The sequence below is a fragment of the uncultured Acetobacteroides sp. genome (genome assembly GCF_963667355.2).
GTDB lineage: Bacteria > Bacteroidota > Bacteroidia > Bacteroidales > ZOR0009 > Acetobacteroides.
Window position 1 is genome coordinate 3861434 of record NZ_OY763328.2, and the last position, 15228, is coordinate 3876661.

16 protein-coding genes are annotated in these 15228 nt (G+C 48.8%); 11 read left to right on the forward strand and 5 right to left on the reverse strand.

What is annotated here, in order from left to right:
• The first annotated feature begins 138 nt into the window (after nt 1–138).
• The 5 genes from ACHZA1_RS15990 (at nt 139) to ACHZA1_RS16010 (ending at nt 6266) form a co-directional block, all read left to right on the forward strand.
• Nucleotides 139–642, forward strand: coding sequence for an outer membrane beta-barrel protein (locus tag ACHZA1_RS15990; RefSeq protein WP_320052865.1), 504 nt, complete (start codon nt 139–141; stop codon nt 640–642).
• Nucleotides 643–814: 172 nt separating this feature from the next.
• The gene (locus ACHZA1_RS15995) at nt 815–1408 is read left to right on the forward strand and encodes a porin family protein (protein WP_320052866.1); all 594 of its coding nucleotides are present in this window, start codon (nt 815–817) and stop codon (nt 1406–1408) included.
• A gap of 135 nt (nt 1409–1543) precedes the next feature.
• Nucleotides 1544–2080: a hypothetical protein gene (locus tag ACHZA1_RS16000; protein WP_320052867.1), complete on the forward strand. Its 537-nt coding sequence runs from the start codon at nt 1544–1546 to the stop codon at nt 2078–2080.
• A gap of 116 nt (nt 2081–2196) precedes the next feature.
• A complete protein-coding gene (locus tag ACHZA1_RS16005; protein ID WP_320052868.1) occupies nt 2197–3741 on the forward strand; it encodes a sulfatase-like hydrolase/transferase in 1545 nt (514 codons plus the stop codon).
• A gap of 392 nt (nt 3742–4133) precedes the next feature.
• Nucleotides 4134–6266, forward strand: coding sequence for a glycoside hydrolase family 3 C-terminal domain-containing protein (locus ACHZA1_RS16010; RefSeq protein ID WP_320052869.1), 2133 nt, complete (start codon nt 4134–4136; stop codon nt 6264–6266).
• Between the two features lie 90 nt (nt 6267–6356).
• Here ACHZA1_RS16010 and ACHZA1_RS16015 read toward each other — a convergent pair whose 3' ends face one another.
• The gene (locus ACHZA1_RS16015; protein WP_320052870.1) at nt 6357–7346 is read right to left on the reverse strand and encodes an aldo/keto reductase; all 990 of its coding nucleotides are present in this window, start codon (nt 7344–7346) and stop codon (nt 6357–6359) included.
• Nucleotides 7347–7622: 276 nt separating this feature from the next.
• Between ACHZA1_RS16015 and ACHZA1_RS16020 the strand changes: the two genes are divergently transcribed.
• Nucleotides 7623–8612 (forward strand): hypothetical protein, encoded by a 990-nt coding sequence (locus tag ACHZA1_RS16020; RefSeq protein WP_320052871.1) that lies wholly within the window; start codon nt 7623–7625, stop codon nt 8610–8612.
• A 213-nt stretch (nt 8613–8825) separates the two neighbouring features.
• Nucleotides 8826–9899 (forward strand): hypothetical protein, encoded by a 1074-nt coding sequence (locus ACHZA1_RS16025; RefSeq protein ID WP_320052872.1) that lies wholly within the window; start codon nt 8826–8828, stop codon nt 9897–9899.
• Between the two features lie 186 nt (nt 9900–10085).
• Here ACHZA1_RS16025 and ACHZA1_RS16030 read toward each other — a convergent pair whose 3' ends face one another.
• The 4 genes from ACHZA1_RS16030 to ACHZA1_RS16045 form a co-directional block, all read right to left on the reverse strand.
• Nucleotides 10086–10343, reverse strand: a complete 258-nt coding sequence (locus tag ACHZA1_RS16030; RefSeq protein ID WP_320052873.1) for a SemiSWEET transporter — start codon at nt 10341–10343, stop codon at nt 10086–10088.
• Between the two features lie 45 nt (nt 10344–10388).
• Nucleotides 10389–11117 carry a hypothetical protein gene (locus ACHZA1_RS16035; RefSeq protein ID WP_320052874.1) on the reverse strand — a complete coding sequence of 243 codons (729 nt, stop codon included), beginning with the start codon at nt 11115–11117 and terminating at the stop codon, nt 10389–10391.
• 108 nt (nt 11118–11225) lie between these two features.
• Nucleotides 11226–11597 carry a hypothetical protein gene (locus ACHZA1_RS16040; RefSeq protein WP_320052875.1) on the reverse strand — a complete coding sequence of 124 codons (372 nt, stop codon included), beginning with the start codon at nt 11595–11597 and terminating at the stop codon, nt 11226–11228.
• Between the two features lie 126 nt (nt 11598–11723).
• Nucleotides 11724–12038 carry a hypothetical protein gene (locus ACHZA1_RS16045; RefSeq protein WP_320052876.1) on the reverse strand — a complete coding sequence of 105 codons (315 nt, stop codon included), beginning with the start codon at nt 12036–12038 and terminating at the stop codon, nt 11724–11726.
• A 126-nt stretch (nt 12039–12164) separates the two neighbouring features.
• Between ACHZA1_RS16045 and ACHZA1_RS16050 the strand changes: the two genes are divergently transcribed.
• The 4 genes from ACHZA1_RS16050 to ACHZA1_RS16065 all read left to right on the forward strand — a co-directional run bounded on the left by ACHZA1_RS16050 (nt 12165) and on the right by ACHZA1_RS16065 (nt 15225).
• The gene (locus tag ACHZA1_RS16050) at nt 12165–12539 is read left to right on the forward strand and encodes a hypothetical protein (RefSeq protein WP_320052877.1); all 375 of its coding nucleotides are present in this window, start codon (nt 12165–12167) and stop codon (nt 12537–12539) included.
• 49 nt (nt 12540–12588) lie between these two features.
• Nucleotides 12589–13134: a DUF4738 domain-containing protein gene (locus ACHZA1_RS16055; RefSeq protein WP_320052878.1), complete on the forward strand. Its 546-nt coding sequence runs from the start codon at nt 12589–12591 to the stop codon at nt 13132–13134.
• Between the two features lie 90 nt (nt 13135–13224).
• The gene (locus ACHZA1_RS16060; protein WP_320052879.1) at nt 13225–13629 is read left to right on the forward strand and encodes a hypothetical protein; all 405 of its coding nucleotides are present in this window, start codon (nt 13225–13227) and stop codon (nt 13627–13629) included.
• Between the two features lie 444 nt (nt 13630–14073).
• Nucleotides 14074–15225, forward strand: a complete 1152-nt coding sequence (locus ACHZA1_RS16065; protein WP_320052880.1) for a hypothetical protein — start codon at nt 14074–14076, stop codon at nt 15223–15225.
• Nucleotides 15226–15228: the final 3 nt, after the last annotated feature.

Genomic DNA, 15228 nt, shown 5'->3' on the forward strand with positions numbered 1-15228 from the left:
CTGTAGAGTTAAATGGATCATTTGAATCCATTATTGGGTAATGATTTGGGAAAGAAGGTTGCGCTGTAATTGAACAAATATTTTTAAAATCATGTTAAGGACAGAGTAACTAGTTTTTTAAACAAACAATTTCGAACCATGAAAAAGTTTTTATTGGTCGTAGCAGTAGTATTAGTTGCTGCTGTTGCAGGTAATGCACAAGACAAGAAGTGGAACATTGGCGTAGGTGGCGGTTTGGCAATACCCACTGGCGATGCATCGGATTGGGTTAAGACTGGGGTTAACGGTTTCGTGCTTGGCACCTACAGCTTTACTCCTAAGTTCTCGGCTGGCGTAGAGCTTAACTATACCAACCTGCCAGGTAAAAGCATTGGCGGTTTCGACTTGGACGATGCCGAAGTTACCGCGTTTCTTGCAAAAGGTATCTATACCTTTACCGAAGAGGGCTTCCGTCCTTATGTTAGCGGTGCAGTTGGTCTTTACTCCCATAAAGGTGGCGACACAAAAGCAGGTCTTGCTGCTGAAGCAGGTGTTAAGTATAACCAGTTTGGGCTAGGGGCTGCCTACCACATGGCAGGCGAAGAAAATGATTTTACCTTCTCGTATATCCAGCTAAACTTCACCTATACCTTTAGCTTCTAATGGCGCCTAGCGCTGTACGAGTATAGCCTCCTTCTTTTAGGAGGCTTTTTTATTTTCTGTGCTTTGCTGCTTCTTCTACGAGCTATGAATTGAGGATAGCGTTACCTTGGGGAATGTTGGGAAGAACGGCTATCTTTGGGCGTTTTTTAATCATTCAAATTAAAAGGTAACTATGAAGAAAGTTTTTTTTGTGGCAGTGGCTATTCTTGCTGCTGTGGCTGGCAATGCACAGGTTAAGTTTGGGCCTAAGGTGGGACTTAACTTTTCGACCATGTCGATGGATGGGGTTGACGCAAAAATGCGTACCGGATACCAAGTTGGTATGGTTTTTCAGGGAGACATTGCTCCAAATGTATTCATTCAACCAAGCATCCTTTTTTCGTCTAAGGGGTCGAAGTATGATAACACCGACACTAAAGTAGTAGCAAACTACATCGATGTTCCTGTAAACTTTGGTTACAGAATAAATTTGGGTGGCGCTAACCTTAACCTTTTGGCAGGTCCTTATCTTGCCTATGGTGTTGGAGGTAAAGTAACCAATGACTTTATTCTTGCAACCAAAGACAGGGATATAAAGTGGGGAACAGACAAGGATGAGGACGATTTTAGGCCATTTGATATGGGGCTTAACCTTGGTGGTGGAGTTGAGTATAACAATTTTCAGATATCGCTTCAGTATGGATTCGGACTTCTAAATGTGAATGCTGATTCCGATTTTACTACAAAGAACGGCGTGCTAAGCTTAACGGCTGCTTACCTGTTCTAGTATAAAAGTTGCGTGTTTAAATACAGAGAAGAGTCCCACATAGGGGCTCTTTTTTTGTGGATGTCTTCTTGATATTTGGGTCTACCTGCCGTAAATTCCCTACGCTAGATTCTAGGTTGATAAACAAAGCTAGCCATGAAAAATATTTTTGTAATCGTAGCGTTACTGGCAATTGCAATTACGGGTAGTGCACAGGAAAAATATTGGAATATTGGAATTGGTGGTGGCGCTGCCTTTCCAGTGGGCGATGCTGCCGACTATACCAAGATGGGGGTTGGAGCCTGCTTAACCGGAATGTTTTGTTTCTCGAAGAAGTTTAGGGGTGGCGTAGAGTTTGGCTATGCATCGCTACGGGCCAAAACTTGGGGCACGCTAGATTTGGACAACACCAGCATACGGGCACTTCTACTAAAAGGGGACTTTACCTTTACCGAGCAGCGCTTGCGCCCGTATGTGGCATTATTTCTGGGGTTCTACAGCACGAGGGTGTGCAAGAGTCTTCGGGTGAACGGCGGTGAGGAGACCTCCACCTGCATAATCAATAATAACTATGGATATGGCGTTGAGGCTGGCGTACGCCGGGGGTGCTTAAGCGTTGGGGTGGCGTACAATGTTGTTGCCGTGGACTTCAAGTATGTGCTCGTTAGCCTTGGCTACACGTTTGTACTTTAGGTGGGCAGCGGTATGTTATTGTTGTTGGGGCATGGTGAGCATGGTATTTAATCAAGTTTTCTTAGCTTTGCAGGCAAATTAGAGAAACGGAGTTCGCTTCCCAGAATAAATCAGCCATGCATTATAAGCTAAGGGAGTTCTTTCTATTTGCAATCATCATTTTTCCTCAGGTGCTTTTTGCGGTTACGCCTACCGATGGCGAAGGCGTAGCTAAACCAAATATTGTTGTTGTTCTTGCCAGCGATCTTGGCTATGGAGATTTGGGCATTTATGGCCAGACCAAGATTGAGACTCCAAATCTTGACCGGCTTGCAGCGCAAGGTATTCGTTTTACCAACTTCTACAGCGGGTCGTCTTCGTTTGCCCCTTCTCAATGCGTTTTGCTAACCGGGAAGCATGCCGGGAAGGCTGCAATTCGTGGTACCGACGAGTGGGCCGAGCGGGGTGGCGTTATGAACTACGTTAAGGTGCTGATGGACTCGACTCTCGAAGGTCAGCGTCCGATGCCTAAGGGCGAGGAGACCATTGCCAACGCACTAAAGAATGAGGGGTATGCGACAGGGGCTGTTGGCCTGTGGGGATTGGGCTCTGCCATCTCGGAAGGTTCGCCGTTAAATCATGGCTTCGATACGTTTTATGGCTATTCATGCCTGCGTCAGGCGCAAACCTACTACCCCAAATATCTCTGGAAGGATCGCCGAAAGGTGTCGATGGACAATGCGCTAGTCTTCCCGAACCTGAAGCTTCCTTCGGATGCTGATCCTTACAAGGAGGAAACCTATTCGACCTATACGCTCGAGCATTATGCTCCAGATACGCTTTTAAGCGAGGCGCTAAAGTTTGTTGATGCCAACAAGTCGAAGCCTTTTTTCCTCTTCTATTCTGCACAACTACCTCAAAGTCCGCTACAGGTTCCACCGGAACTAGTGAGGCGGTATCGCCTAAAGTTTGGCGAGGAGGAACCATATCTTGGGTTGAAGGGGGGCTACCCCAATAGAACGCCTCGTGCTACTTACGCTGCTATGGTGTCGTATCTCGACGAGCAGGTGGGTAAACTGGTCGAGAAGTTAAAGAACGATGGCGTATACGATAATACCATCATCATTTTTACTTCGGCGAATGGTGCTACAACAACATCGGGTGTTGATGGGGATTTTTTCGAAAGCGCCGGACAGTATCCCTTAGGAAAGGGTAGGGGCAATGGTTCTCTTTTCGAATCGGGGATTAAGGTGCCATTCTTTGTGGTTTGGCCAGCGACAATCGCTCCCAAAACAACCGATCAGATGGCAGTAGGATATGATATTGCACCTACCATTGCTCAAATAGCAGGCATTCAGAAACAGGATTCTGCTGATGGGATTAGCCTGCTTCCCACGCTTAGAGGAACTCAGCAGCAGGAGCAGCACGAGTTTCTCTACTGGGAGAATACCGATAACCTTATGCATGTTGCTATTCGTGAAGGGAAGTGGAAACTTTTAGGGCGCAACATGAGCTACGATGAACCCTACTTTGAGCTCTACGATCTTTCGGCAGATCCAACCGAGAGCACCGATGTGTCTGAACAGAACCCAGAGGTGGTTTGTAGGCTTGTCGATATGCTCCTGAAGGTACGAACATCACCCAGCATCCCATGCTTTAGGATAAAGTACCTTGAGGATTAATGCTTGCTTACCTTAACGTATAAGCTGAAATTTTGGAGAGGAGTCGATTTTTCAGCTTTTTGCTTTCATAATATATCTAGCACACCATGCTATGGGGGGAATTGGCATCATTCATTCCTTCCTTTAAGTGCGATGTTGTAGTATTTTCCGTGGAGCAAACGGTGCCAAGGTGGCATACTCCAAGGTGAATGATAGTTGTGCTATAAATCTCTCAAATGCATCCCGTGCCGATACTGATACAGTAATAGAAATCAGCGTTAAGCGATAGGTAGTAAGGGTAAAAAAATACATCTTTTTACGATGTGACCTTTTTTTTTGATTTTTACGTTCTCGAATAAACCTAATATTTACCAATCTCCTTTATTTCAGAAGATGCTAACAAATGAATTAACATGAAATCAAAACTAGTCATAGCATTTTTGGCTATAAGCATGAATGGCTTGGCGCAGCTGCCCTTCCAGAATCCTGCTTTAAGCTTTAGCGATAGGGCTAACGATTTACTATCGCGATTAACGCTAACGGAAAAAACATCGCTGCTGCTCTACAACAGCCCGGCGATTCACCGACTTCAGATTCCGGAGTACAACTGGTGGAACGAGGCTCTGCATGGAGTGGCACGTAGCGGAAAGGCTACCGTTTTCCCTCAGGCCATTGGCATGGCGGCTACCTTTAACCCTGCCTTGATCCAGAACGTTGCCAATGCCATTTCGGATGAGGCAAGAGCAAAGCACAATGCTGCCGTTAAGTTGGGAAGCCGTGCACAATACAGCGGACTGTCGTTTTGGACGCCAAACATCAACATTTTCCGCGATCCACGGTGGGGCCGTGGTCAGGAGACCTACGGTGAAGATCCTTACCTAACTTCGCTAATGGGAGTGGCCTTTGTAAAAGGGTTGCAGGGAACCGATCCCAGCTACCTAAAGACGGGCGCTTGTGCCAAGCACTACGCGGTTCACAGCGGACCAGAGTCGGTGCGCCACTCGTTTAACGCCAAACCAAGCGAAATTGATTTCAGGGAAACCTATCTGCCTGCCTTCAAGGTGTTGGTCGAAAATGGCGTGCAGTCTGTAATGGGAGCATATAATCGCGTTTACGATGAGCCTTCGTGCGGAAACAAAACATTGCTGCAAACCATCCTGCGCAAGGAGTTCGGATTTAAGGGCCAGATTGTAACCGACTGTTGGGCAATCTCCGACTTTTCCGGCGGCCATAAGGTTACCAAGAACGATACCGAGGCTTCGGCCATCGCCATTAAGGCAGGCATTAACATGGAGTGCGGCTCTAGCTTTTACAAGCTGAACGATGCCGTGGCCAGCAAGCTGCTTACCGAGGCTGATATCGACTCGGCGCTTCGCCCTACGCTTCTCCTTCGATTGAAGCTGGGGTTGCTTAATCCAGACGAGAAGTGCCCATTCTCCGATATTCCTGCCGAGGTTGTTGGCTGCGATCGCCATAAAGCAATCGCACGACAAGCGGCTGCTGAGGGTATGGTGCTATTGAAAAACAAGAATAACGTTCTTCCGTTGACGAATAGTTACAAAAAGGTGCTCGTTACAGGTCCAACAGCCGCCAACGTCGACCTGCTGTACGGCAACTACAATGGCATCTCTAGTGAGCCTGTAACCTTTCTCGATGGCATTCTAAAGAAGATTAATCCCGGAACCACAATCGAATACCAGAAGGGGAGCGAACTGCAAGCTTATAACGGCCACTGCCCAGGAATGGCTTCGGAGGCCGATGTTACTATTGCCTGTGTGGGGATTACCCCTCAAATGGAGGGCGAGGAGGGCGATGCCTACCTTTCCGATAACAACGGCGACCGCAGGAATATTGGTCTGCCCGAAGGCCAACTGAAGTTCCTAAGAGATCTGCGTAAGAAGTCGGAAGGAAAACCGCTTGTTGTGGTGGTAACCGGCGGTAGCGCTATTGCCATGCCCGAAGTAGATTCGTTGGCCGATGCGGTTGTATTTGCCTGGTATCCCGGCGAGCAGGGCGGAAATGCGCTAGCCGATATCCTCTTTGGCGATGTTAATCCATCGGGAAGACTGCCCATCACCTTCTACAGTTCGGTAAACGATCTTCCCGCATTCGAAGATTACAGCATGAAGGGGCGCACCTACCGCTATTTTACGGGCAAGCCTCTCTATCCTTTTGGCTACGGATTAAGCTACACCACCTTTGCGTATGCCGACATCAACACCAGCAAACCCCAGTATAAGGTAGATGAAACCATTCAGTTAAGCTGCACGGTAACCAACTCGGGCAGCCGTGATGGGTACGAGGTGGCTCAGCTGTACGTAAAGGATTCGAAGGTTGATGGCCCGATTAAATCGCTTAAGGGCATCCAGAAGATCTTTCTGAAGAAGGGCGAATCGAAGCAGGTGGCATTCACTGTTCCCGTTAAGGATTTAGCCCACTGGAACGCTGCCAAGCATGCGTATACCGTCGAGAAGGGAAAGTACACCCTTCAGGTTGCTGCCTCTTCGGCTGATGCTAAGATTGAAAAAGTGGTTAGCATTAAGTAGCCACTCGTGGCTGATATTTGGTGATTGAAAAATCAAAGGCCATCTCTATTGGGAGATGGCCTTTATCGTATATCCTAGAGGTGCATCCGGCTAGCCGAGTGTAATCCTATCAATGGCCTCAATCTCCTCAGGGCTGAAACTGATATTCTCCAGCGCCTTTAGGTTTTCGGCAATTTGCTGAACGCGGCTGGCACCAATAAGTACCGAGGTGATCCTGTCGTTGTGCAGCTGCCAGCTGATGGCCATTTGGGCAATGGTTTGTCCACGCTTGATGGCAATCTCGCGGAGCGCTTTCACCTCGTTCATCTTAGGGGCAACCTCTTCAACCTTCAGAAATCCCTCGGCCTTGGCGGCTCTGGAATCCTCAGGAATTCCGTCGATGTACTTGTCGGTTAGTAGGCCCTGCGCCAGCGGCGAGAAGGAGATGGTTCCCAGTCCATGCTCCTTGTTGTAGCCCAAGATCTCCTTTTCGGGTTCGCGAACCAGCATCGAGTACTTCAGCTGATGGATGATTACGGGAACTCTAGCCTCCTTCAGGTAGCTGAGCACGACTTCGGCAGCCGCAGCGGGGTACTTGGAGATGCCGATGTACAGCGCCTTTCCCTGCTTGTAGATGGTTTCGAGTGCCGATGCGGTTTCTTCGAGAGGGGTATTCGGATCGTAGCGGTGGGAGTAGAAGATGTCAACGTACTCCAGCCCCATGCGCTTAAGGCTTTCGTTGCAGCTTTCAATGACGTACTTGCGCGAACCTCCATCGCCGTAGGGCCCGGGCCACATCAGATGGCCTGCCTTGGAGGTGATAACCATCTCGTGGCGTAGCCCCTCGAAATCCTTTTTTAGGATACGGCCAAAGGTTTCCTCGGCAGCACCGGGAGGTGGCCCGTAGTTGTTGGCCAGGTCGAAGTGGGTGATTCCCGAATCGAATGCAAATCGTACCATATCGCGGGCAACGGCGAAGCTGTCGGTTTCGCCGAAGTTGTGCCAGAATCCAAACGAGAGCTCGGGAAGGAGCAGCCCGCTGTTGCCTGCACGGCGGTAGCGCATATTGCTGTAGCGCTCAGGGGTGGGGTTGTAGCTCATGTGATGGTTGTAAAGTTAGTCTCAATATATCCATTTGTTGGAGGTGGTAAATATCGAAAATTAGAATCATTACTTAGGCAATTACGGCAAAATTACGCTGAGGAATTTTTTGGTAGCAACCTTAAGTATATGGATAAAGTATTTATAGCAACTTCACCTTCTGTTCCGTTCAAACGCCTTACTGGTGCCTAGGCGGAGTTGAGGGTACGTTGCAGCCTGGTGCTTTTGTTGTTTCCGTCGAAAAAGCGTTATCTTCGATTGCAAATTGGCTAAACAATGGAAGAACGTAAGAGCGATCATATCTCGCTAGCATCGCAAGCTAAGCTGCCCATCTCACATAACGATTCGAGGTTCTGCTACGAGCCAATGCTTGCCGCGCATCCCGTGGGGATGTGTAGCCCTATTCAACTCCTAGGAAAGGAGCTTGCCGTTCCGTTTTGGGTGTCGAGCATGACAGGCGGAACTGCCGTTGCTAAAACCATCAACCAAAACCTAGCCCGTGCCTGCAGCGAGTTTGGTATGGGAATGGGGTTGGGCTCCTGCCGTATCTTGCTGGATAACCCTCAGCACTATGCCGATTTTGATGTACGCGATATCCTTGGTAGCCATCTTCCGTTCTACGCCAACATAGGGATATGCCAGCTGGAGGAACTCGTCGAGAACAACGAGTTCGACAGGCTTACGGAGATTGTTAGGCGGCTTCGTACGGATGGCCTAATCGTTCATGTAAACCCGCTTCAGGAATGGTTTCAGGCAGAGGGCGACAGAATTAAGCGCCCCCCCATTGAGACCATTGCCGAGCTGCTTGGTTTGGTAGACTACCCCGTTATCGTAAAGGAGGTAGGGCAGGGAATGGGCTACCAGAGCCTTAACGCCTTGCTGAAGCTGCCGCTTGCCGCTGTTGAGCTTGCCGCATTTGGTGGAACCAACTTTTCGAAGATGGAGATGCTGCGGGCTAACTCTCCCGAGGGGGATGCCTTTGCCGGGTTTGCCGCTGTTGGCCATTCGGCATCCGAAATGGTGGAGATGGTGAACGATATCGTCCTGAACGGCGATGTAACCTGCAACCAGCTTATCATCTCGGGCGGAATAGAGAACTTCCTTGATGCCTACTACCTGCTGTCGAAATCGTCGTTGCCGGCGGTGGTGGGAATGGCATCGGCATTGCTACGGTACGCGCAGGACTACGATATGCTAAAGCGCTTTGTTATTGCTCAGGTTCGGGGCTTCCGAATGGCGCAGGCGTACTTAAGGGTTAAGGAGTAGATCAAAGTTTCCTTTTAAGCTTCGCTCAAAGACCGTTTGGGGCCTGAACTGGAGGAGATGACGAACGTAAGTGAACAACATTGGTAAAGAATTGCTACCTTAAGGCTCGTAATTTCCGCATAGGAGGAAGCCAAAGATATGCTAGCGACGAGTGAAATAGAACACAAAAAACAAATCATACATCGACCAATTGCCACATAAGACCACACTACCATGAATTTCTACCTAAATACGCTTGGCGAGCTGCCAATATCGCTTGAAGAACCATTTACGGTGAACTGGACTGCTCCATCGAATATCGCCTTGGTAAAGTACTGGGGTAAGCATGGCAAGCAGCTGCCCTGCAACCCATCCCTTAGCTTCAGCCTGAGGGAGTCTACCACCACCACCCGAATATCATTCTCGCCCAATAAATCGCTGAAGGTGGCCCTGAACTTTCAGGGGCAGGAGAACGAGAAGTTCCGCGAGCGGTTGGAGCGCTTCTTTGCCGGACTTGGAGAGGTTACCCACTTCTTTAGGCACATGGAAATCGATATCGAGAGTACCAATACGTTCCCCCATTCGGCTGGCGTTGCCTCTTCGGCCTCGTCGCTGGCCTCAATTGCGCTGTGCGTGTCTAGCCTAATCTACCATGCTACGGAGAAGGAGATGGACGATGGCTTCTACCGCTTGGCATCGTACTTTGCCCGCCTGGGTTCGGGAAGCGCCTCGCGGTCGGTTTATGGGCGGTACAGCATTTGGGGGCATACCAGCATCCTGTCGTCGAACGATGAGTATGCCATGGAGTTTAAGGACTACGACCCCTTATTTGCCGAGCTCAGCGACGCCATCCTCATTGTGTCGGATCGCGAGAAGCGCATTAGCAGCACGGTTGGCCATAGCGTCATGAACGTTAATCCGTATGCCGACACCCGCTACCTAAACGCCCAGAAGAACGTCCTGAAGATTATTGATGCAATGAAGAAGGGCGACCTGTTGCGCTTCTTTGCGATTGTGGAGCAGGAGGCCCTAGAGGTGCATGCCATGATGATGGTTGCCAATCCGCCGCATCTGCTCTTCGAGCCCAATACCATCGAGATCATTAATCGTATTAAGGAGTTTAAGGAGCGTACGGCTCTTCCTGTGGGGTACACCATCGATACGGGCCCTAACGTTCACCTCCTCTACTTCGATAGGGATAAGGAAAAGGTGATGCCGTTTATCGAGGAGCTGCGCCAGTTCTGCCAGGGGGGCAAGATCATCTTCGATGGGCTGGGTGTTGGTCCGGTGAGGAATAGGATCGAATAAAAGGTATCAAGACTCAAGATACAAGTATCAAGAATAAAGAATCACGACATGCTTCCACTGCCTACTGCAGGGTGGTCGCTTGTCGTGATTTGCATATGGTGGTAAGTGAATCACATCTTTAGACAGTGCGGGAAACCCATCTGAAGCGCCAACGGCCTTCGGCTATCCTATAGGCGCTGCGGCTTGCTACTTCTTCCGAACAACCGACTTCACCTTGATGAAGAGAATGGTGAGCGACGGGATGAGGGTTATGAGGTTGGCGAGTATGATCGGCCAGTCGACCTTGATGAGTCCGTAAACAAACCACATGGCCACCCCAAAGCAGAGGATGGAGTACATGGTAAGCGAGATGCTCCTAACATCCTTGGTTCGAATGGCCATTATGGCCTGGGGGAAGAACGCGAGTGTGGTGCAAAATGCCGCTAGGTATCCGATGTATTCCATGAGTGCTGTTTTTTAAGAGCGCAAATCTAGCAATAAAATCACAGGCTAGCGTTTGCCCGCAGCCTTTTCGATGCGCTGAATCTCCTCGGCCTGCTTCTTGAGGGCGCTTGCCGGAATGTCAATCTGCTGGCTGTACTCAAATCCGTGGAAGAAGCCGAATATCGCATCGTTCTGCTTGCGGGTGTAGTCGCTGTTCACCTTTAGCCCCTTGGGGGTGACGGTGTAGTAGATGATGGGGTTGTAGTCGGTGTACTCCTTCTCCTCGCCCCAGGTTTCGTTGAAGGCCCAGAAGCCGGCGTACTCCAGCGCGCCATCGGCGTTTAGGTCGGCCGCGGGCGCAACAAAGGTGGGCAACTTGTCGGTTTTGGCCAGCTTACCGTTGCTCACCACGAGCTGCAGGAGGTAGTTCTTGTTGGGGCGATCGTTGACCTCTACCAGCACCTCGGCGCCGCCGTCGCCGGTCGGGATCACCAGCGGGTAGAGGCTGCTCTGGGGCTCGTACTCGTAGCTGCTGTCGGCGTACACCTGCTGGCCGTTGTGCAGCAGGCGCGCAAAGCGGTAGAGCTTAAAGGTGGTGTAGTCCGCCTCGTGGCCCAGCTCTAGCTTAAGGCCGTTGCTCAGGTCGATGGTTTGCTGGATGGGCACCTCGGATGCGCCGGTGCGCTGTTTCTCCCCTGCTGCAGGAGCCTTTGTGCCCTCCTGCCCGTGTGCTGCATGCAGCGATGCTGCCATGGCAAGCACTACCAATCCCATTCTCATTCTAAGCATATTCATCGAGCATTCCCCATTGGTTTAAACGCGAGCAAATGTAGGAGAATTTTGGAAAGTAGGGCATAAAAAAGGCGAAGCAGCAGCCTCGCCTTTTGTTCGTTTCCCGATGGGCTATTCGTCCTTATCGGGTTTCGCCTTCTTCTCGGCCTTGGCCTTCGGCTTCGCCTCGTTTACCTCGAATCCGTACTCGGTGAGCTTCTTGGGCTGGTCGCGGAAGGTGGCGTTTACCACATCGCGAACCGAGCGGATGAACTTGTCGACCTTCTTGGACTCGAGGTTGCGCAGCGCGTAGGTTGCTTCGGCCTCGCGGCGGAGCTCGTCGGCCCGGCGCGAGAGCGCGTTGAGGTTGTCTATCGACTCCTTAATGTCATCCTTCACCAGGTGTACGATGATGGACTCTGGGCCGTCTGCCGCATGCTTGGTTAGGATGGCATCGCCTAGCTTTCCCTTTTTGTCGGGGTTTTCAGGAACAAGAGCTCGCATTTAGGTTAATCTTTTAGGTTTGATGTATTTTGTTTCGCTAGTTACCGACTTCGAATATAGCTGTTTGTAGTTATTGATGATGAAGGACGAGCTGCTTTTTTACCTGAAAAGCTAAGACTTTTTGCTCTAAAGTTCGAAATCCCCTAAGTGGCGGTGGCGAAATTTACCTTCAAGAGGGGACTTCTTTAGCTGAAGAACGCGAATCCTGACGTGAAGATCGGTAAATTTCAGATGAAGAATGTCAAACTTCAGATGAAGATCGCGAACCTTTAAGTGAAGAACGACAAACTTCAAGTGAAGATCGATAAACTTGAAGTGAAAAATAGCAAACTTCAAGTGAGGATCGCTAAACATCAAGTGAAGAATGGTAAACTTCAGATGAAGAGCGCTAAACTTTAAGTGAAGAATGGTAAACTTCAGGTGAAGATTGTCAAACTTCACGTTGGCATCTGCAGTATTGGCGTTGTAGCGCCAGCATTACCCTAGGGTAAAAGGGGTGTGGTTGGACTAATATTGTTAATTGCTACCTTGCGGGGGGATCGTTACATTAAAAAGACTGAATAACGCATGAAATATATTGGCATTCTGGTATTCGCTGTTGGGCTTATTTATTTATCTAGCTGTAATCATCAACAGAAATCAAGTAAATCAGCAGAAATTGGGAATGTAGTAATCTACAATTCGAGTGACACCGTTGAGGTGGATTCAATTTTTGTTGCCGTTATTGGTATGAGAGATAAAAGAATTGGGAGCTGCGATTATTATATTGTTAGTAAAGATGGGGATTCTTCATTAGTAATGTATGATGGGAAAAGGAGGTTGGCGACATTTGCAACAATTCCTAAACATCCTGGGCTATTTACCATCAATGGATTTGCCAGATATAAGGTGAACAATGAGGTAAAGAAAGAAGAATTCACTATTGGTTTTGTTGCAAAGTAGGGATTGATTCCTACTTTGTTGAATGCTATCAGAAGAATACTTAATAATAATGAGAATAAAACTTTTGCTATTTGCAGCATTGCTTATCTCGTGTAATGCAGTCAAGGAAAACAAGGCTAATCAGACTAGTTCTCGAGATTCTGAAAAAGTAGGGAAGAGTCCCTCTAGTTATTCTAGTCGTATTCATCTGGATAAAATTTCTTTTGACACGCTAATATCCAACACCCATATTTTGTATAGTAGCCATGATTTGGATGATAGCATAGCTTGTAAAACTTACGATGATAAAGGAAGATCATCAGTAGATGTCTATTCAGATCGGTCTATATCTCTCAAAATAGAAAAGGATGGTAAGCCTATTTTTGAAAAGGAAATTGGCAAAATTGATTTTAAGTCGATCGTGCCATTAAAAGAGTTGCCAAACTATTTGATTTCAAGTTTTTCTTTTGAACGTATTGAGGGTACTGGTTACTTGTTTAGCTTATTAATTTGCAAGCCCGATACTGATATCTGCTATCCAATCGAGCTGCTGATATCCAATGATGGAGTTATGCATTCAAAAGAATTGGAGGTGAATGATGAGGATAATGAGTAGGATTTTATAAAAGTATTTTCCTGATAGGCGAAAGTTGTCGCAAATCATACTCATGTCTGGTTTGAAAGAGTTAATATAAAATGCTAAGGAATGAAACGTTATTATGTTATAATAGTTCTATTTCTGTTTACCGCTGTATCATGCGATTATAGTGATAGTCGATTGGTTATAAAGAATAATAGTCAAGATACAGTTGTATTTGATTATGCATTAGATACCGTTTTACATGAAAGAACAGATAGGGAGATAAATGCAATTTTAGAGGATACAATACCTCCTTTTGAAGAAAGGAACAAGTCCATTCGAGGTGTAAATGACTGGTGGGGTATTATTATTGAAAAAAGTAAGAATAAGAAGCTTAACTTATTTATTCTAAAAAAGGAGGATTTGTCAAATTACATATGGGATGAAATAATAAATAGGAAGTTGTATAAGCGATATGAATTCACAGAAGACGAATTAGATGAAATAAACTGGATTGTAAAATATCCATGATTTATCCCTCTGTTCGTTTGAGGTTCCTGCCCATAGCCGTCAAGCTAAGAGGGGGTAGTCCGATGTTCGACCCTTTTAGGGTCGAGTTTCTACTTCAGCATTCTTCTAGTAACCTGTGATGCCTTTGGCATCCGCCTCTGAGGTTGGTCATTCCAGAGGAATGAAAGGTTTATAGTATGCATCGTAGTGCAGGCGTTTCGACCCCTTTGGGGTCGCACGAAATAGGATGCTTAGTTTTACGACTTTGGTTCCTGCCTTGGCCAACCGGGGATCGTCATCCTTCACGTTGGCATCTGCAGTATTGGCGTTGTAGCCCTCTCCGTTAAGCCTACATTACCCCAAGGTAAACGGGCATCCCTCCATCGTTCAGCAAAAGATAATATTCCCCCTACCTTAACTTAGCTTACCGGTGGTAGGTTTGAGGTGTAGAAAAACAACCTGCAAATGAACGCATCAACCCCCAAAGCCCACAAGCCCATCGCGCTTCTCTACCTGAAAACAGGTGGCGGGCACGAGGCTCCCGCCCGATCAATCGCATCGTACCTCAACCACAAGTACCCCAACAGCTGCACGCCCATGCTGTTTAACTGCCTAGAGGATGGCCCCCGCTACGTAAACGGCGTGGTGGAGGATGGCTACCGGCTGGCGCAGCGCAAGGCCAAGTGGGTGTACTCGGTGCTGTACGAGGTGAATAAGCTGAAGCCCGTCCTGCACTCCACGGCTGCGCTGGTGGGCAGGCCCATCAAGGAGTACGTGCGCGACGTGGTGCTCCCCACCAACCCCGAAAAGATTGTGGTGTTCCACTTCTTCATCATCAAGCCGGTGATGGACCTGGTGGAGGAGCTGGGGCTGAACGTCAAGGTGGAGGTTATCGTTACCGACCCGTTTACGGCACACCCGTTCTGGTTCCTGCGCAAGGGGCCCTGCTACGTGCTCTTCAGCGATAGGCTCAGGGCCAAGGTGCTCAAGGAGCGGTGGGTGGCCGAGGATAAGGTGTCGGTATTCCCGTTTATGGTGAACTCGCGCTTCGAGCAGCCCCTGGGCGAGACCGAAAAGGTGGAGGTTATGAAAACCCTAAAGATAGATCAAGCTAAGAAGACCATACTACTGCTGGGTGGCGGCGACGGAATGCCGGGAGCTATGGACATCCTCAAGAGTATGGTTAATCTTGGCTTGGATGCCAACGTGGTGGTGGTGTGCGGGCGCGACGAGGTACAGCGAAAGGCGCTCCTCGGCGCTGGCCTCGAGGGGCGCTTCGCATCGCTCACCATCCTGGGCTTTGTTGGATTCGTGTACGAGCTCATCAGCATCGCCGATGTGGTGGTCACCAAGTGCGGCCCCAACACCATCATGGAGATCCTGATGTGCGGCAAGATACCCATCGTGAACTCCTACATCTGGGAGCAGGAGAAGGGCAACCTGGACTACGTGCTCCACAACGGCGTGGGGGTGTACGAGAAGTCGCCCAGCCGGATTAGCCGCGCCGCGCTCCGCTTTATCAGCAACGACGGGGTGATGAACCGCTACAAGGAGCGCGTCGGCCAGCTGGGCATCGCCAACGGCACCTCGATGGTGTCGGAGTACATCTACGCATAAAAA